The organism is Salipiger marinus (assembly GCF_900100085.1).
Taxonomy (GTDB): Bacteria; Pseudomonadota; Alphaproteobacteria; order Rhodobacterales; family Rhodobacteraceae; genus Salipiger; species Salipiger marinus.
This window is the reverse complement of sequence record NZ_FNEJ01000010.1, coordinates 209,325-225,368: the sequence shown is the minus strand read 5'-3', so window position 1 is coordinate 225,368 and position 16,044 is coordinate 209,325. Positions and strand designations below refer to the sequence as shown.

At 65.7% G+C, this 16,044-nt stretch carries 17 protein-coding genes; 6 read left to right on the top strand and 11 right to left on the bottom strand.

Annotated features, from left to right (window positions below):
- Positions 1 to 592: 592 nt before the first annotated feature.
- The 3 genes from msrQ to BLR51_RS13550 form a co-directional block, all read right to left on the bottom strand.
- A complete protein-coding gene (msrQ, locus tag BLR51_RS13560) occupies positions 593 to 1,216 on the bottom strand; it encodes a protein-methionine-sulfoxide reductase heme-binding subunit MsrQ (RefSeq protein ID WP_089847796.1) in 624 nt (207 codons plus the stop codon).
- A complete protein-coding gene (gene msrP, locus BLR51_RS13555; protein WP_089847794.1) occupies positions 1,216 to 2,118 on the bottom strand; it encodes a protein-methionine-sulfoxide reductase catalytic subunit MsrP in 903 nt (300 codons plus the stop codon). Before msrP ends, msrQ begins: the two co-directional genes overlap by 1 nt.
- A gap of 72 nt (positions 2,119 to 2,190) precedes the next feature.
- Entirely contained in the window at positions 2,191 to 3,684 is a 1,494-nt protein-coding gene (locus BLR51_RS13550) for an FMN-binding glutamate synthase family protein (RefSeq protein WP_089847837.1), read from the bottom strand.
- Between the two features lie 101 nt (positions 3,685 to 3,785).
- Here BLR51_RS13550 and BLR51_RS13545 point away from each other — a divergent pair, with 101 nt between their 5' ends.
- The gene (locus BLR51_RS13545; protein ID WP_110506210.1) at positions 3,786 to 4,235 is read left to right on the top strand and encodes a DUF302 domain-containing protein; all 450 of its coding nucleotides are present in this window, start codon (positions 3,786 to 3,788) and stop codon (positions 4,233 to 4,235) included.
- Between the two features lie 165 nt (positions 4,236 to 4,400).
- Positions 4,401 to 4,877 (top strand): fasciclin domain-containing protein, encoded by a 477-nt coding sequence (locus BLR51_RS13540; protein WP_089847792.1) that lies wholly within the window; start codon positions 4,401 to 4,403, stop codon positions 4,875 to 4,877.
- A 109-nt stretch (positions 4,878 to 4,986) separates the two neighbouring features.
- Here BLR51_RS13540 and clpB read toward each other — a convergent pair whose 3' ends face one another.
- A complete protein-coding gene (gene clpB, locus BLR51_RS13535) occupies positions 4,987 to 7,602 on the bottom strand; it encodes an ATP-dependent chaperone ClpB (protein ID WP_089847790.1) in 2,616 nt (871 codons plus the stop codon).
- Between the two features lie 200 nt (positions 7,603 to 7,802).
- Between clpB and BLR51_RS13530 the strand changes: the two genes are divergently transcribed.
- Positions 7,803 to 8,084 carry a hypothetical protein gene (locus BLR51_RS13530; RefSeq protein ID WP_089847788.1) on the top strand — a complete coding sequence of 94 codons (282 nt, stop codon included), beginning with the start codon at positions 7,803 to 7,805 and terminating at the stop codon, positions 8,082 to 8,084.
- A gap of 75 nt (positions 8,085 to 8,159) precedes the next feature.
- Positions 8,160 to 8,855, top strand: coding sequence for an orotidine-5'-phosphate decarboxylase (gene pyrF / locus BLR51_RS13525; RefSeq protein ID WP_089847786.1), 696 nt, complete (start codon positions 8,160 to 8,162; stop codon positions 8,853 to 8,855).
- On the opposite strand, the gene BLR51_RS13520 is transcribed toward pyrF, so the two are convergent.
- Positions 8,852 to 9,124 (bottom strand): hypothetical protein, encoded by a 273-nt coding sequence (locus tag BLR51_RS13520; protein WP_089847784.1) that lies wholly within the window; start codon positions 9,122 to 9,124, stop codon positions 8,852 to 8,854. The genes pyrF and BLR51_RS13520 overlap by 4 nt on opposite strands.
- On the bottom strand, positions 9,124 to 10,017 hold the full coding sequence (locus BLR51_RS13515) for an SPFH domain-containing protein (protein WP_089847783.1): 894 nt from the start codon (positions 10,015 to 10,017) through the stop codon (positions 9,124 to 9,126). The genes BLR51_RS13520 and BLR51_RS13515 overlap by 1 nt, the downstream gene beginning before the upstream one ends.
- 181 nt (positions 10,018 to 10,198) lie before the next feature.
- Here BLR51_RS13515 and BLR51_RS13510 point away from each other — a divergent pair, with 181 nt between their 5' ends.
- On the top strand, positions 10,199 to 10,513 hold the full coding sequence (locus BLR51_RS13510) for a hypothetical protein (protein ID WP_089847781.1): 315 nt from the start codon (positions 10,199 to 10,201) through the stop codon (positions 10,511 to 10,513).
- A gap of 31 nt (positions 10,514 to 10,544) precedes the next feature.
- On the opposite strand, the gene BLR51_RS13505 is transcribed toward BLR51_RS13510, so the two are convergent.
- Positions 10,545 to 10,934: an NUDIX hydrolase gene (locus BLR51_RS13505; RefSeq protein ID WP_089847780.1), complete on the bottom strand. Its 390-nt coding sequence runs from the start codon at positions 10,932 to 10,934 to the stop codon at positions 10,545 to 10,547.
- A 67-nt stretch (positions 10,935 to 11,001) separates the two neighbouring features.
- On the opposite strand from BLR51_RS13505, the gene BLR51_RS13500 reads away from it, so the two are divergent.
- Positions 11,002 to 12,255 (top strand): DNA polymerase IV, encoded by a 1,254-nt coding sequence (locus BLR51_RS13500; RefSeq protein ID WP_089847778.1) that lies wholly within the window; start codon positions 11,002 to 11,004, stop codon positions 12,253 to 12,255.
- Here BLR51_RS13500 and BLR51_RS13495 read toward each other — a convergent pair.
- From BLR51_RS13495 to BLR51_RS13480, 4 genes are all read right to left on the bottom strand, one after another.
- Entirely contained in the window at positions 12,252 to 12,581 is a 330-nt protein-coding gene (locus tag BLR51_RS13495) for a DUF3775 domain-containing protein (RefSeq protein WP_089847776.1), read from the bottom strand. The genes BLR51_RS13500 and BLR51_RS13495 overlap by 4 nt on opposite strands.
- Before the next feature lie 69 nt (positions 12,582 to 12,650).
- A complete protein-coding gene (locus tag BLR51_RS13490) occupies positions 12,651 to 13,772 on the bottom strand; it encodes a DNA recombination protein RmuC (protein WP_089847774.1) in 1,122 nt (373 codons plus the stop codon).
- Positions 13,769 to 15,628 (bottom strand): DNA mismatch repair endonuclease MutL, encoded by a 1,860-nt coding sequence (gene mutL, locus BLR51_RS13485; protein WP_089847772.1) that lies wholly within the window; start codon positions 15,626 to 15,628, stop codon positions 13,769 to 13,771. Before mutL ends, BLR51_RS13490 begins: the two co-directional genes overlap by 4 nt.
- 31 nt (positions 15,629 to 15,659) lie before the next feature.
- Positions 15,660 to 16,037 (bottom strand): YigZ family protein, encoded by a 378-nt coding sequence (locus tag BLR51_RS13480; RefSeq protein ID WP_089847770.1) that lies wholly within the window; start codon positions 16,035 to 16,037, stop codon positions 15,660 to 15,662.
- Positions 16,038 to 16,044 lie beyond the last annotated feature (7 nt).

Sequence of the window (16,044 nt, the reverse complement as noted above, 5' to 3'; positions counted from 1 at the left end):
GTCGTGCTTCGGGTTTCCAAAGAAACCGAAAGCCGCCAAACAGTGAAGCTGACACTTCATCATCGGGCCGAAACCCTAGAAGCGTTGATATGCAGACATTTGATCCATCGTATGAACCAGTGCCGCCCGCATATCTCTTCAGATACTTGCGATGTCAAAGAGCGTGAGAGACAAAAACCAGACCAGTGCGCCCTAACTTGCGGCGCGCTGCCCGTCATGCCCTCGAATTCCGTTCCGCCTCGTCTGCGACCAGCTCCGCGTTCCCGCCTCGCCGCCGCCCCGTCTGGCGTCCCGTCAGCACCTCAGCGCCGCCGGTGAGGGGCTATCTACGGAATACAACAAACACCCGCAACCCCTTTTTCGCAAAAACTTCACGAGCAGCACCAAAAACCTCAAAAATCACGCAAATCCAAAAGCTTAACCCAAAAAATCCCGACACAACACACCCAGATCACACCCAAAATCGACATACCCACATAGATATCCACAGAATCTGCCCCGACTCTGGGGGTAAGCCGCAGGCGAGCCACCAAAACCACGACGGCCCGGCATGTCTGCCGGGCCGTCTGGTCCAAATCCCTGTCTGCCTGCCTCAGGACGCCTGCGCCCGGCCCCGTGGTTTCACGGGCCATGGCCACAGCGCCCGCCCGCGCAGCGCCACAAGAAGAAGCGCCAGCGTCAGATAGATCAGCGGCTCGATCTGGAACCCCTTGGCCAGCAGCACAAAATGCAGCGCGCCAAGCACCGCCACCGGATAGGTCAGCCAGTGCAGCCTGCGCCAGCGTGCCCCCAGCCGCCGCACCGAGGCATTGTTGGAGGTCAGCGCCAGCGGCACCATCAGCACAAAGGCCAGCATCCCCACGGTGATATAGGGGCGCTTCACGATGTCGGCCCAGATCTGTGCGGGGATCTGCACGTCCAGCACCAGCCAGACCAGCAGATGCAGCGTGATGTAGAAGAAGGCGACCAGACCAAGCGCACGGCGGAACTTGAGCAGGTTCAGCCCGAGATACCGCCGCAGCGGCGTCACGCAGAGCCCGGCGAGCAGCAGCTGCAGGCCGATCTCTCCCAGTTCATGTTCCAGCGCGCGGATGGGTTCCACGCCCAGCCCGCCGATGAAGCCCTGCCAGACCAGCCAGACCACCGGCAGCGGCGCCATGACATAGATGACCCACGCGGGGATGCGCCGCAGCGCGGTGTTGATCCTGTCGCGCATCAGAAGAACTTCGACAGATCCATGCCAGCGTAAAGCGAGGCCACCTCATCCGCGTAGCCGTTGAACATCAGCGTGGACTCGCGCTTGGCGAAAAACCCGCCGCCAATGGGCCGCTCGGTCGCCTGACTCCAGCGCGGGTGGTCCACCTCGGGGTTCACGTTGCTGTAAAAGCCGTATTCCCGCGCATTGGCCTTGTTCCACGAGGTGGGCGGCTCGGTATCGGTCAGGGTGATCCGCACCACCGACTTGATCGACTTGAACCCGTATTTCCATGGCACCACCAGCCGCAGCGGCGCGCCGTTCTGGTTGGGGATGTCGCGGCCATAGATGCCGGTCGCCATGATGGTCAGCGGGTGCATCGCCTCGTCCAGCCGCAGCCCTTCGACATAGGGCCAGTCCAGCACCGGATAGGCGACGCCGCGCATCTCGTCGGGGCGATAGGCGGTTTCGAACGCCACATATTTTGCGCCCGACTGCACGCCCGCCAGATCCAGCAGGTCGGCCAGTTCAAACCCGTTCCACGGCACCACCATCGACCACGCCTCGACACAGCGGAAGCGGTAGATGCGTTCCTCCACCGTCATCTTGGCCATGATGTCCTCGAAGGCGTAATCGCCGGGGCGGTCGACCATGCCTGCCATCGTCACCGTCCACGGCTTGGTGGTCAGCGCGTCGGCATAGGCTTTGGGGTCTTCCTTGCCGGTGCCGAATTCATAGTAGTTGTTGTAGCTGGTGATCTCCTCCCAGCGGTTCGGCTCCAGCCCCTGCGCGCGGGCACCGCCCGGCAGGGTGGTCAGCGCCAGCCCTGCGGCGGCCCCGCCCATAAGCTGCCTGCGGCTTAGCCACAGGGATTCATCCGTTACGTCCCGATCCTTGAGGGACCCTGTCCAGCGCCGCGCCATCTTACCTGTCTCCTGTCACACACCTGCCAGATACGGTAAGGCCAAATTCCGCCGACGCCAAACCAAGCCGTGTCACGTTGCGGTGTCTCCTCTGTAACTTGGCCGGATCTTGGAAAACGGGATCGAGGATCCGTCCGCCTGCACGATGCGCACATGCCTGCGCCGCATCAGCCGGGGTTCGGCCACACCCACGGAATGGGCGATGGTTTCCACCTCCTTGATGACGGACTTGGCGTAATTGGCCACCTTCAGATATTTGGCCTCCGCCACCAGACCCTTCTGCAGGCGCGGGTCATGGGTGGTGATGCCGGTGGGGCAGGTGTTCCGGTTGCATTTCAGCGCCTGAATGCAGCCCAGCGAGAACATGAAGCCCCGGGCCGAGGTCACAAAATCCGCACCCAGACAGATCGCCCATGCCACATCGGACGGGTTGACCAGCTTGCCGCTGGCGATGATCCGGATCCGGCTTTTCAGCCCGTAGCGGTCGCGCAGGTCGACCATACGCGGCAGCGATTCCCGGATGGGCATGCCCACAAGGTCGATCAGCGGCATGGGCGCCGCCCCGGTGCCGCCTTCGCCGCCGTCGATGCTGATGAAATCCGGCGCGCTTTCCGGGCCGCGCTCGACGATCAGCTGGAACATCTCCTCCCAGTCATCGGAAGAGCCGATCACCGTCTTGAACCCGACAGGGCGGCCCGAGACGCGGCGGATATGCACGATCATGTCCAGCAGATCGCCAAAATCGTCGATCTCGCGGTGTCGGTTGGGCGAAATGCCGGGCTGGCCCACCTTCAGCCCGCGGATCGCGGCAATTTCCTCGTTCACCTTCTCGCCGGGCAGGATGCCGCCCTTGCCGGGCTTGGCCCCCTGCGCCAGCTTCAGCTCGAACATCTTCACATGCGGATTGGCGCCGACCTCGGCCAGCTTGGCATCGTCCAGATTGCCCTCCGCATCGCGCAGCCCGAACTTGGCGGTGCCGATCTGATAGACCAGATCGCAGCCCCCCAGCAGGTGAAAGGGCGCAAGCCCGCCCTCCCCGGTGTTCAGCCAGATGCCCGCCTTGGCGGCACCCCGGCTCAGCGCCTCGACCGCAGGGCGGGAAATCGCGCCATAGCTCATGCCGGAGATGTTGAAGATCGACCGCGCCACATAGGGGATGCGGGCGGTGGGGCCGATGAGCATCGGCTCGGTCAGCGCGAACTGGTCATCCAGCGGCGGGAACACCGCATTGGCAAAGATCGGCGTGCCCGGCACGTTCAGGTTGCGGGTCGATCCGAAGGCCACGGTGTTATCCCGCCCGGTGGTGGCATGATACACCCAGTCCCGCTGCGCGCGGTTGAACGGCATCTCCTCGCGGTCCATGGCAAAGAAATACTGCCGGAAGAATTCGCCCAGCTTGGTGAACAGCCCGCGAAAGCGCCCGATCACCGGGTAATTGCGCCGGATCGCGTCGCCGGTCTGGGTGGTGTCCACAAGATACAGAAGAAAGACCAGCAGCACCGCCAGTCCGATCACCACCAGAAACCCCAGCGCAAGGAGTTGAAGGATATACATTGCCGCGCCCATGGGCCCCTCTACATATTCATTGAACTGCATCAGTCATATCGTCAGGATAGGGCGACACAGTGACAACCGCCGCACGGATCGGCAACCAAGGGAGGAAAATCATGAAAAATCTTTTTGCAGGGCTGGTGGTTGCGGCGCTTGCCGCAGGGCCGGTCGCAGCGCAGGAGGCGGTGATCACCTATGACACCGACCAGAGCTTCGACGACGTGATCTTCGGGCTGGAAAACGCCATTCTGGACGAAGGGCTGGTGGTCGATCACATCAGCCATACCGGCGACATGCTGGAACGCACCCGCGCCGATCTGGGCTCTGACGTGGTGCTGTTCGAACAGGCCGACATCTACAGCTTCTGTTCTGCGCAACTGTCGCGCGAGGTGATGGAGGCCGATCCGATGAACATCGTCTACTGCCCCTACCACATCTTCGTCATGGTCCGGCCAGAGTCCCCCGACACCACCACCGTGGGCTTCCGCAGCTTTCCCGAAGGCGAGATGAAGAAGATCGAGGCGCTGCTGGACGGCATCGCGCGCAGCGCCGTGGGGCTGGAGTGATAACGACCCGCTGACGCTGCGTCACGAAGACTCTATTGGACCCGGCGCAGGGCCGCGGCTTAGCGCGGCCCCTGCCCCGGTCAAGCCCGTCTGCTGCGGAAATTGCGCTGATCCGTCCTGAAGATCCCGCCGTAACCCCGGTACCTTCAACCAAGGAGATCACCCATGTTCCGCAGAACCTATCTCGCCCTGACCGCAGCAGCCTTCATCGCGACCCCGGCTTTTGCCCAGAGCGACTCCGACATCGTGGAAACCGCACAGGCGAATGGCAGCTTCTCGACCCTGCTCGCCGCCGCCGAAGCCGCAGGCCTTGTGGAGACGCTGAAGGGCGACGGCCCCTTCACCGTCTTCGCGCCCACCGACGAGGCCTTCGCCGCCCTGCCGGAAGGCACCGTCGACACCCTGCTGCAGCCTGAGAACAAGGACCAGCTGACCTCCATCCTGACCTACCACGTCGTGCCGGGCAAGGTGATGTCCACCGACCTGACCAACGGCATGGAAGCCGAGACCGTTCAGGGCTCCATGGTCACCATCATGACCGAAGGCGGCGTGACCGTGGACGGCGCCAATGTGGTGACACCGGATGTCGAAGCCTCCAACGGCGTGATCCACGTGATCGACGCCGTCATCATGCCGGAGTGATCCCGCCCTTCGGATCCGGGCGGGCGCGCACCGCCTCCGCCCGGACCCCGAAACAGCAGAAAGGCCCGCCGGTTGGCGGGCCTTTCCCATGTCTGGCATGGTGTCAGCGTCAGTGGACCACGGCATCGTCCGGGCGGGGGCGGTTGCTGGCGCCCAGCCGTTCCCCGATCACCAGACCGTCGGCGCCTGCGGTCACCGGCACCACCGCACCATCCAGCAGATCCCCGGCCAGGATCATCTCCGCCAGCGGATCCTGCAGCGCGCGCTGGATCACCCGCTTCAGCGGACGTGCGCCAAAGACCGGATCATAGCCTTCCTCGGCCAGCCATTTCCGCGCCGCATCGTCCAGATCCAGCCGCATCTTGCGGGCCGCGAGCCGTTTCAACAGCCGCGCCATCTGGATGTCGACGATGCCGGACATATCCGCCCGCTTCAGCCGGTCAAAGACGATGATTTCGTCCAGCCGGTTGAGGAATTCGGGCCGGAAATGCGCCCGCACCGCATCCATCACGTCGCGCCGCGCGGCGGCACTGTCGGATCCTTCGGGCAGCAGGCTCAGCGCCTGCGACCCAAGGTTGGAGGTCAGCACGATCAGCGTCTGCTTGAAATCCACGGTGCGGCCCTGACCATCGGTCAGCACGCCGTCATCCAGAACCTGCAGCAGCACGTTGAACACGTCGGGATGCGCCTTTTCCACCTCGTCGAACAGCACCACCTGATAGGGGCGGCGCCGCACGGCTTCGGTCAGCACCCCGCCTTCGTCATAACCGACATAGCCCGGAGGCGCGCCGATCAGACGGGCGACGGAATGCTTCTCCATGAATTCGGACATGTCGACCCGCACCATGGCGCTGTCATCGTCGAACAGGAACTCCGCCACCGCCTTCGTCAGTTCGGTCTTGCCCACGCCGGTCGGCCCAAGGAACAGGAAACTGCCCAGCGGGCGGTTCTCGTCATTCAGCCCGGCCCGCGCCCGCCGCACGGCATTGGCCACCGCAGTCACCGCCTGATTCTGGCCGACGACCCGCTTGTGCAGACCCTCTTCCATGCGCAGCAGCTTCTCGCGCTCGCCTTCCAGCATGCGGCTGGTCGGGATGCCGGTCCAGCGTTCCACCACCTCGGCGATCTGCTCGGCGCGCACGGCCTCTTCGACCATCACGTCGCCCTCGGCGCTTTCCGCCTCGGCCAGCTTCTTCTCGATCTCGGGGATGCGGCCATATTGCAGCTCCCCCGCCTTGGCGAAGTTGCCCTCGCGCTTGGCGATCTCCAGATCGGCGCGCATCCGGTCCAGCTGTTCCTTCAGCTCGCGGGCCGCAGACAGCTTGTCGCGCTCCGCCTGCCATTGCGCGGTCATCTCGGCGGACCGTTCCTCGACCTCGGCCAGTTCACGCTCCAGCTTGTCCAACCGGTCCTTGGAGGCCTGATCGTCCTCCATCTTCAGCGCCTCGACCTCGATCTGCATCTGCAGGATCTGCCGGTCAAGCTGGTCCAGTTCTTCGGGCTTGCTGTCCACTTCCATGCGCAGACGGCTGGCCGCCTCGTCCATCAGGTCGATGGCCTTGTCGGGCAGGAACCGGTCGGTGATGTAGCGATGCGACAGCGTCGCCGCCGCCACCAGCGCGGAGTCAGAGATCCGCACACCGTGGTGCAATTCGTATTTCTCCTTGATGCCGCGCAGGATGCTGATCGTATCCTCCACCGTCGGCTCCTGCACCATCACCGGCTGGAACCGCCGGGCCAGCGCCGCGTCCTTTTCCACATGCTTGCGGTATTCATCCAGCGTGGTGGCGCCGACGCAATGCAGCTCCCCCCGCGCCAGAGCAGGCTTCAGCAGGTTGGACGCATCCATCGCGCCTTCCGCCTTGCCCGCGCCGACCAGCGTGTGCATCTCGTCGATGAACAGGATGATTTCCCCCGCAGCCGAGGTCACCTCGTTCAGGATCGCTTTCAGCCGTTCCTCGAATTCACCGCGATACTTGGCGCCCGCGATCAGCGAGCCCATGTCCAGCGCCAAGAGCCGCTTGTTGCGCAGGCTTTCCGGCACATCGCCATTGACGATGCGCAGCGCCAGCCCTTCGGCGATGGCGGTCTTGCCCACGCCCGGCTCGCCGATCAGCACCGGGTTGTTCTTGGTCCGGCGGCTGAGCACCTGCATGGAGCGGCGGATTTCCTCGTCGCGCCCGATGATGGGGTCGATCTTGCCCTCGCGCGCCGCCTCGGTCAGATCGCGCGCGTATTTCTTCAGCGCGTCATACCCTTCCTCGGCAGAGGCCGTGTCGGCGGTGCGGCCCTTGCGCAGATCCTCGATCGCGCTGTTCAGCTTCTGCGGGGTCACGGCGCCCGCTTCCAGCGCCTCCTTGGCGGCGGATTTCTCGATGGCGAGCGCCATCAGGATCCGTTCCACCGGCACGAAGCTGTCACCCGCCTTCTTGGCGATCTTTTCGGCCTCGTCCAGAACGCGAGCGGTGGCCGTGTCCAGATAGATCTGGCCGGAATCGCCGCCCACCTTGGGGATGCGCGCCAGCTTCTGCGCCAGCATCTCGGTCACGCGCGCGGGCGCGCCGCCAGCCCGCGTGATGAGATTGGAGGCAAGCCCCTGATCGTCATCCATCAGCGCTTTCAGAATATGTTCGGGCGCCAGCCGCTGGTGGCTTTCCCGCATGGCGATCGTCTGGGCGGCCTGGATAAAGCCGCGCGACCGCTCCGTGAACTTGTCCAAGTTCATCGTCTCTCTCCTTTGACAAGCGCCCGACCGGGATCCGGGATGCCTGCCTTGCAGCACATCCCATCGTCGGGCCTCGCAATGGAAAATGGTCGTGCTAAGCTGGCGCTTCAAGAGCATGTGACCGGGAAAAACGCGCAAGGACAGGGAACAACACACCCTCTTAATGCGTTTGCGCTACGGTTCGGGAAGGAGGGCAGATCATGGAAACTGAACGCGCCGTTTATGACGGCATCGACACCACCGCAGACGATGGCATGGGCGCTGGCAGCGTGTCGCTGACTGCCCGCAATGGCCGGATCCTGATCACCCGCACGGCGGGTGCGGCGCCGGATCCGTGGCATCTGGCGCAGCACCGTCAGGTCTTGGCCCGCGCCATCAAGCAGGTGATGCGCCGCCCGGATCAGGCCCCCGCCAAAGCCAGCAGCGCCGAAGACCTGAACTTCGACCCCGCGCTGGCGGAACGGACCCGGCCACAGCCGTGATCCCGGCCACAATGGGTTGACGCAGGCCATGCCTGCCCGCAAGAGGGGCGCGTCCCAAACCCGGAGCGCCCCCAGATGTCTGATGACCGCCTGATTGTTGCCCTTGACGTGCCCAATGCCCTGCAGGGGCTCGCCGTTGCCGACCAGCTGGGGGATGCCGTGTCCTTCTACAAGATCGGGCTCGGGATGCTCACGGGTGGCGGTCTGGCTCTGGCCAACGAGCTGAAGCAGGAACGCGGCAAGCGCATCTTTCTGGACATGAAGCTGTTCGACATCGGACAGACCGTGGAAAACGCCGTGGCCGGGCTGGCGCAGTATGACCTTGATTTCCTGACCGTGCATGGTGATCCGCATGTGGTCCGCGCCGCCAAGGAAGGCGCGCGCGGCAAGGACATGAAAATCCTCGCCGTCACCATCCTCACCTCGCTCGACCGCGCCGATCTGGATGCAAGCCTGATCCGCGAGGGGGCAATTCCCGATCTGGTGGTGGAACGCGCCGCCCGCGCCTTCGAGGCGGGCGCCGATGGCATCATCGCCTCCCCGAACGAGGCGGCGGCGATCCGCGCCCTGCCCGAAGCGGCGGGCAAGCTGATCGTCACCCCCGGCGTGCGCCCGGCGGGCGCGGCGGATGACGACCAGAAACGCATCGCCACCCCGGCCCACGCCATCGCTGCAGGGGCCGATCACATCGTGGTGGGCCGTCCGATCTGGCGCGCGCCAGCGCCCCGCGATGCGGCAGAGGCGATTCTGGCGGAACTGCGCGGCGCCTAATCCTCGTTGATGTCGCGGGTCACGATGCGGGTCTGCCCCTTGCGCAGACCCGTTCCGCGCCGCAGCGCCACCCATGCCAGCAGCGACACCGCCGCGCCGATCAGCAGAAGCCACGGCAGTCCCGCCTGCAATCCGGCCAGCAGCGCCAGCCCCACCGCCAGCGCCCCCACCGCGAAGCCCAGCAGGATGTAGACCGGCGCCAGCATCTCCAGCGCCAGCAGCACCAGCGCCGCGCCGATCCAGACCCACCACAGCTGCGCCCAGCCCATCAGCCCCGGCCCTTCAGCAGCGAAAACGCATCCGCGAACACGTCAAGCGCGCTGGCGGGCAGCACCACGGTCTGCTTTCCCGCGCCCTGCCCCAGCGCCACCAGCGCCTCCACCTGTTTCAGCGCCACCTGATACTGCGCCGCCTCAAGGCCGTTTTCGGCGATGGCGGCGGCCACCACCTGCGTGGCATAGGCTTCGGCCTCCGCCGAGATGCGCCGCGCCTTGGCCTGCTGTTCGGCGGCGTAAAGCTGCGCGTCGGCGGCCAGTTCCACGGCGCGCTTGCGGCCCTCGGCTTCGGTCACCTGCGCGCGGCGGGCGCGTTCGGCGTTGAGCTGCTGCAGCATCGCCTCGCGCGTCTGCTGGTCAAGGTTCACGTCCAGCAGTTCGGCCCGCGTCACCTCGATCCCCCAGTCATCCACCGCATCCATCACGCTGGACTTGATGGTGGCGATCAGCGCCGACCGGTTGGACTGCACCTCGTCCAGTTCCATCTTGCCAATCTCGGCCCGCACGATGCCCGCTACGGTGGTGGCGATGGCGGCATCCACATCGCGGATCCGGTAAACGGTCTTTTCCGGCTCCAGAATGCGGTAGAAGACGCTGGTTTCCACCTCCACCAGCGCGTTGTCGGTGGTGATGGCATCCTGACTGGCGGTCGGCAGCTGACGTTCAAGGATCGACACCTTGTGCGCGACCCGGTCCAGAAACGGCACGATCAGATTGATCCCCGGCCCCAGCACGGCGCGCAGCCGCCCGAACCGTTCCACCACATGTTTTTCCGCCTGCGGCACGATCCGCACCCCCAGCAGAACGCACAGGATCACAAATCCCGCCAGCAGCAGGATCACCAGATTCTGCCCCAGCAGTTCCAGCCAGATGTCTTCCGGACTCATCCTGCGACTCCAATCCCTTAAGCCAAATCCAGATCATAGTATGCCGGGGGCAACAGCGCCCGGAAAGCTCTTTCATCGGCACGTTTTTCGCTTGACTTCACGGCCTCGTGCGCGCAGCCGCCCGGAACTTCTGTGTAAGGGCGCGCGTTTGGTCCATAATCGACAGGCAGGAGATCATCTCATGACCGAGAGTCAGACCCAGATCGGCGATATGCGCTACAACGCGGCAGAGCAGCGGTTCGAGGCGCTTGTTACCTTTCACACCGATGCCGGGCGCGTGCGCGTGGCCAGCAGCTTTGACGCGCCGGTGACGACGCAGCCCGATGCGGCGGAACGGGTGCTTCTGGCCCGGGCACTGGCCGCGCTGGATCAGCCCGGCACGCTGCAGTCGCGCATGACGATGGAAAACAGCAGCCAGCGCGACGTGATGCGTCCCCGGGCCATGGGCGACGAGCGCCGCAAGTCCGGCTGGCTGTCGTGGTTCCGCGCCGCCTGAGGCGGCTGCGAACCCTGCCGCCAGCGGCGGCTCAGCCCTGCGCCAGATAAAGGCGCAGGATGTCGCGGAAATGCGGGATCGCATCGTCCCTTGCGGCAAATTCCTCGGGACGCATCAGCAGCCAGCCCTCGCCCTCGCCGCCAAAACGCACCTCGCGGACCGTGGCGCCGGGCAGATGCGCGGCAAAGAACCAGTTGTCCCCGTGCTGATGCCGCCAGACCAGTGCCGCATCCGGCACCACCAACCCCACCTCCTCGCAGGTTTCGCGCAGCGCGCAGGCTTCGGGCGTCTCCGCGCCTTCGCGCCCGCCGCCGGGGAAATCCAGAAAGCCGGGCCAAGGGATGCCGGGGGTATGATCCCGCCGCAGCACCAGCAGATCGGCGCCAAGAAACAGGATCAGTTTCGCTCCGGAAAAGCTCACGCGATGGTCTCCGGCCCGGAAGGGGCGTATGCTGCGCAGATAACCACTCCCGCCGGAAATGCCAGCCATGCCTGCGCTCTGCCGCGATTGTCTGACCGAATTTGATCTTGGGTCGCGCTGTCCCGCCTGCGGACGGCCCCGTATCGTGCGCCATGCCGAACTGTGGGATCTGTCCATCGCCCATATGGACTGCGACGCCTTCTATGCCAGCGTGGAAAAGCGTGAGAATCCGGAACTGGCCGACAAGCCGGTGATCATCGGCGGCGGCAAGCGCGGCGTGGTCTCCACCGCCTGTTACGTGGCCCGCATCCGGGGCGTGCGCTCTGCCATGCCGATGTTTCAGGCGCTGAAGCTTTGCCCCGATGCGGTGGTGCTGAAACCCCGAATGGCGCTTTACGCGGACGTGTCGCGCCGCATCCGCGCAATGATGGAGGATCTGACCCCCGCCATCGAACCGCTGTCGCTGGACGAGGCGTTTCTGGATCTGTCCGGCACCGCGCGGCTGCATGGCCACCCGCCCGCCGTGATGATGGCCCGGCTGGTCAAGCGGATGCGTGACGAGCTTGGCGTGACCGGATCCGTGGGTCTGTCGCATAACAAGTTTCTGGCCAAGATCGCCTCTGATCTCGACAAGCCGCACGGGTTTTCGGTGATTGGCCGCACTGAGACGCAGGAGTTTCTGCGGCCAAGGCCGGTGCGGCTGATCTGGGGGGTGGGTCTTGCCTCGCAGGAGGCGCTGGAGCGGGCGGGCATCCGCACCTTCGAGGATCTGCTGCGCTGGGACCAGCGCGATCTGGTGGCCCGCTTCGGCGGCATGGGCGACCGGCTGTGGCATCTGGCGCGAGGGCAGGATCACCGCCGCGTCACCCGCGATTCCCCGATAAAATCCATTTCCAACGAAACGACCTTTGCCGAAGACACCGCCGATCCCGACCTGCTGGACGGTCATCTGTGGCGCATGTGCGAAAAGGTGTCCGACCGCGCCAAGGCCAAGGGGCTGGCGGGGCGCGTCGTCACGCTCAAGGTCAAGCGGTCGGATTTCCGCACCCTGACCCGGCGGCAGTCGCTGGCGGATGCCACGCAGATGGCCGACCGCATCTACCGCACCGCCCGCGCGCTGCTGGACCCGCTGGGCAAGGAAGGCCCGTGGCGGCTGCTGGGGGCGGGAATTTCGGATCTGGTGCCCGCCGATCAGGCGGACCGGGGCGGCGACCTGCTGGATCCCGATGCGGGCAAGCGCGCCGCCGCCGAACGCGCCACCGATGCCATCCGCGCAAAATTCGGCGACGATGCCATCGTCAAGGGCCGCGCCCTGCGTTAGCTGCCGCGGGTCAGCAGCTCGTCCTCCTCGTCCTCGGGATCATAGCCCAAGGCCTCCAGCCCGGCTTCCAGATGGTCGGCCAGATGCGGCGTGCCGATCAGGTAATCGGCGGTGGGGGTGGAGGCTTCGGAAAGTGCTGTGCCATAGGCCTCCTGCCAGTCCTCGGCCTCGAACACCTCGCGACCGATCCACATGATCGCGACCAGAGCGGCCTTTTCCTCGTCGCTCATAGACCGGATGAAGCCGCGCAGTTCGCCTTCGGCCCGATCAAGCTCACGGGCCATCAGGATCACGGCGGCGACTTTGCGAACGCTGATTTCTTCCATGACGGGTCTCCTTTCCCCGCCACCTTGCGGGCAGAAGACGGCGCCGTCCTTGATCCTGCGCAAACCCGGTCAGACCGGGGCGGGGCGCGCCTCGGGGGCCAGATCCTCGAAATCGAAGTTATCAAGCCGCTGCGCCCGGCGCCCGGCCTTTTCGGCGCTGATCCGGATTTCGGCCAGATCGCGCGCCGCCATGCCGAAATGCCGGTCAAGGTTTTCGACCCGCCCGCCCAGCCGGTCCACATCCTGATGCAGCAGCGCCAGTTCGCGCCGGATCGCCCCCGCCTGTTCGCGCATCCTTGCATCCTTCAGCACGGCGCGCAGCGTGTTCAGCGTGGCCATGCAGGTGGTGGGCGACACGATCCAGACCCGCAGGCCGAAGCCTTCGCGCACGATCTCGGGGAAATTGCCATGCAGTTCGGCATAGACCGCTTCTGAGGGCAGGAACATCAGCGCGCTGTCCGCCGTCTCTCCCTCGATGATGTAGCGGTCGGAAATGTCGCGCACATGACGGCGCACCGACATGCGGAAGCCCTGCGCGGCGCGCTGCCGGGCCTCGGGCGTTTCGGCGCGGCGCAGCGCCTCATAGGATTCCAGCGGGAACTTGGCATCCACCACCATGGCGCCGGGAGGTCCGGGCAGCTTGATCAGGCAGTCCGCCCGCCGCCCGTTCGACAGCGTGGCCTGCAGCACGTAGCTGTCGCGCGGCAGCGCCTTCGACACGATGTCATTCAGCTGGATTTCGCCAAAGGCGCCACGGGTCTGCTTGTTGGACAGGATGTCCTGCAGCGACAGCACGTCGCCCGACAGGCGGGTGATGTTTTCCTGTGCGCGGTCGATGGTTTTCAGCCGTTCCTGCAGTTCCCCCAGCGAATGGGCGGTGCGCCGCGCGGTGCCGTGCAGGCTTTCGGCCATGTTCTGCTGCACCAGCGCCAGACGCTGCTCCATCAGCTGCAGCATGGCGGTCTGGCTCTGCACCTGCGCCTCGCTGACATGATGCAGCCCGCCCGCCAGCCGGTCCTGCCCCTCGGCCAAGGCCTGCACCCGCTGCGCCAGCTGGCTCAGCGGATAGCCCAGCCGGGCGGCGCGGTTGGAGGCGCGGATCGACAGGATCAGCAGCAGCGCCAGCAGCGCGCCGCCCAACCCCGCCCACAGCAGCGGGTCATCCAGCGCGATCTGCCAGCCCTCAGTCATGTGCGCCCGAACAGCCGTTCGATGTCGCTGAGTTTCAGTTCCACATAGGTGGGGCGGCCATGGTTGCACTGGCCAGAATGCGGCGTCGCCTCCATCTCGCGCAGCAGCGCGTTCATTTCCTCGGCGCGCATCACCCGCCCCGACCGGATGGAGCCATGGCAGGCCACCAGGCTCAGGATCGCCTCCAGCTTTTCCTGCACCAGCTGGCTGCTGCCAAAATCGGCCAGTTCGTCAAGAATGTCGCGCAGCAGGGCGGTGGCATTGACCTCGCCCAGAATCGCGGGCGTCTCGCGCACTGCCAGCGCAGAGCCGCCAAAGGCTTCCACCGTCAGCCCCATGCGGGACAGGTCATCGGCAATGTCCAGAAGCCGCGCCTGATCCTCGGCGGACAGTTCCACGATCTCGGGGATCAGCAGCGCCTGCGCGGGCACGCCCCGTTCCGCCATCTGGCGCTTGAGCTTTTCATAGACCAGCCGCTCATGCGCGGCGTGCTGGTCGACAATGACCACGCCATCTTCGGTCTGGGCGATGATGTAGTTTTCATGCACCTGCCCGCGCGCGGCGCCAAGCGGCAGATGGCGCGGCTCTGGCCTGTCCTCTGCGGCAGGCGCGGGGGCGGGCGCGGGATCGACCACGCGACCGGAATAGGTGCCCGAAAACTCGGAAAACCCCTGCGGCGCCTGCGCGGCATAGGCGGCGCTGCGCGCGGCGGCAGAGGGCCGGTCCATCTGATAGACGCGCGGCGCGCCCGAAGGCGTGGCGGCAGGTTCGGGACGGAAGGCCCCCAGCGTCGCCCCCGCCACGGTGGTGGAGGCGCGATGCCCGGCCTCGGCCAGACCATGCCGCAGCGCCGACACGATCAGCCCGCGCACGAGACCCGGCTCGCGGAACCGCACCTCGGATTTGGCGGGATGCACGTTCACATCCACCAGATGCGGTGCACAGTCGACAAACAGCGCCACCGCCGGATGCCGGTCGCGGCTGAGGAAATCGGCATAGGCGCCGCGCAGCGCGCCATAAAGCAGCTTGTCCTGCACCGGGCGGCCATTGACGAACAGATGCTGCGCCACCGAAGATCCGCGCGAATAGGTGGGCAGCGCCGCATAGCCGGTCAGCCGGAACCCGTCGCGTTCGGCATCGATGGGCAGGGCGTTGTCGGTAAAGTCTGCCCCCAGCACCTGCGCCAGCCGCCCGCGCAGCGCGTCGAACAGATCGCCCGGCACCGCATCGGCCCGGAAGCTCACGCGGTCGCGCCCCTCGGACACGTCGCGCAGGGTGAAGCCCACCGAAGGCTCGGCCATGGCCAGCCGCTTGAGCCCTTCGGCCACCGCCATCATTTCGGCCCGGTCGGTGCGCAGGAATTTCAGCCGCGCGGGCGTGGCGAAGAACAGATCGCGCAGCGTGACCACCGTGCCCTGGTTCAGCGCGGCGGGCCGGATGTCACCCACGACACCGCCATTCACCGTAATCTCGGCGCCGTCCAGCCCCTCGGCGCGGCTCTGGATGGTCAGCCGCCCCACCGCCCCCAGCGAGGGCAGCGCCTCGCCACGAAAGCCGAAGCTGTGGATGGCCAGCAGATCGCTGCCGTCGATCTTGGAGGTGGCGTGCCGCGACAGCGCCAGCGGCAGATCCTCGGGCGCCATGCCGCAGCCGTCATCCGTGACCCGGATCAGCGTCTTGCCGCCATCGGCAATATCCACGGTGATGCGCCGTGCGCCCGCGTCGATGGCGTTTTCCACCAGTTCCTTGACCGCAGAGGCGGGCCGTTCCACCACCTCGCCCGCCGCGATGCGGTTGACGGCGGCCTCGTCCAGCTGGCGGATGACAGGGCGCATGTTGGGGCTATGGCTGTTCATGCCACCAGACCTAGCAGAGCTGCAGCGATTCTCAAACGGGCTTTCCCCCGCTCTCCTCGGTGGTCCGCGCGTCGAGATACAGCCGCACCGCGTCCTGCACATGGCGGAACCGGTCGCCGCCCAGATGCTTGCCGCCATACCAACGCGTCACCACCACGATATGGTCGCGCAGGCCCTCGCGTTCCAGCATGCGCAGGATCACCATGCCTGCGCCGCTTTCGCCATCGTCATTCTTCAGCGGCACATCGCCCAGCAGGACGGCCCATGTGTTATGCGTGGCCTTGGCGAATTTCTTGGCGCGCTTCAGATCCTTCAGAAAGGCACGCGCCTCCTCCTCCGAGGTGCAGGGCCCGCCAGAGACGGCATAGCGCGAGCCGCGGTCGCTGATGATGTTCTCAAGGATGCGCATGGGCTGC

What these genes read in the sequence shown, in the direction of transcription:
- msrQ (WP_089847796.1), bottom strand. Translation starts at nt 1,216, where the DNA reads ATGCGCGACAGGATCAACACCGCGCTGCGGCGCATCCCCGCGTGGGTC.
- msrP (WP_089847794.1), bottom strand. Translation starts at nt 2,118, where the DNA reads ATGGCGCGGCGCTGGACAGGGTCCCTCAAGGATCGGGACGTAACGGAT.
- BLR51_RS13550 (WP_089847837.1), bottom strand. Translation starts at nt 3,684, where the DNA reads ATGGGCGCGGCAATGTATATCCTTCAACTCCTTGCGCTGGGGTTTCTG.
- BLR51_RS13545 (WP_110506210.1), top strand. Translation starts at nt 3,786, where the DNA reads ATGAAAAATCTTTTTGCAGGGCTGGTGGTTGCGGCGCTTGCCGCAGGG.
- BLR51_RS13540 (WP_089847792.1), top strand. Translation starts at nt 4,401, where the DNA reads ATGTTCCGCAGAACCTATCTCGCCCTGACCGCAGCAGCCTTCATCGCG.
- clpB (WP_089847790.1), bottom strand. Translation starts at nt 7,602, where the DNA reads ATGAACTTGGACAAGTTCACGGAGCGGTCGCGCGGCTTTATCCAGGCC.
- BLR51_RS13530 (WP_089847788.1), top strand. Translation starts at nt 7,803, where the DNA reads ATGGAAACTGAACGCGCCGTTTATGACGGCATCGACACCACCGCAGAC.
- pyrF (WP_089847786.1), top strand. Translation starts at nt 8,160, where the DNA reads ATGTCTGATGACCGCCTGATTGTTGCCCTTGACGTGCCCAATGCCCTG.
- BLR51_RS13520 (WP_089847784.1), bottom strand. Translation starts at nt 9,124, where the DNA reads ATGGGCTGGGCGCAGCTGTGGTGGGTCTGGATCGGCGCGGCGCTGGTG.
- BLR51_RS13515 (WP_089847783.1), bottom strand. Translation starts at nt 10,017, where the DNA reads ATGAGTCCGGAAGACATCTGGCTGGAACTGCTGGGGCAGAATCTGGTG.
- BLR51_RS13510 (WP_089847781.1), top strand. Translation starts at nt 10,199, where the DNA reads ATGACCGAGAGTCAGACCCAGATCGGCGATATGCGCTACAACGCGGCA.
- BLR51_RS13500 (WP_089847778.1), top strand. Translation starts at nt 11,002, where the DNA reads ATGCCTGCGCTCTGCCGCGATTGTCTGACCGAATTTGATCTTGGGTCG.
- BLR51_RS13495 (WP_089847776.1), bottom strand. Translation starts at nt 12,581, where the DNA reads ATGGAAGAAATCAGCGTTCGCAAAGTCGCCGCCGTGATCCTGATGGCC.
- BLR51_RS13490 (WP_089847774.1), bottom strand. Translation starts at nt 13,772, where the DNA reads ATGACTGAGGGCTGGCAGATCGCGCTGGATGACCCGCTGCTGTGGGCG.
- mutL (WP_089847772.1), bottom strand. Translation starts at nt 15,628, where the DNA reads ATGAACAGCCATAGCCCCAACATGCGCCCTGTCATCCGCCAGCTGGAC.
- BLR51_RS13480 (WP_089847770.1), bottom strand. Translation starts at nt 16,037, where the DNA reads ATGCGCATCCTTGAGAACATCATCAGCGACCGCGGCTCGCGCTATGCC.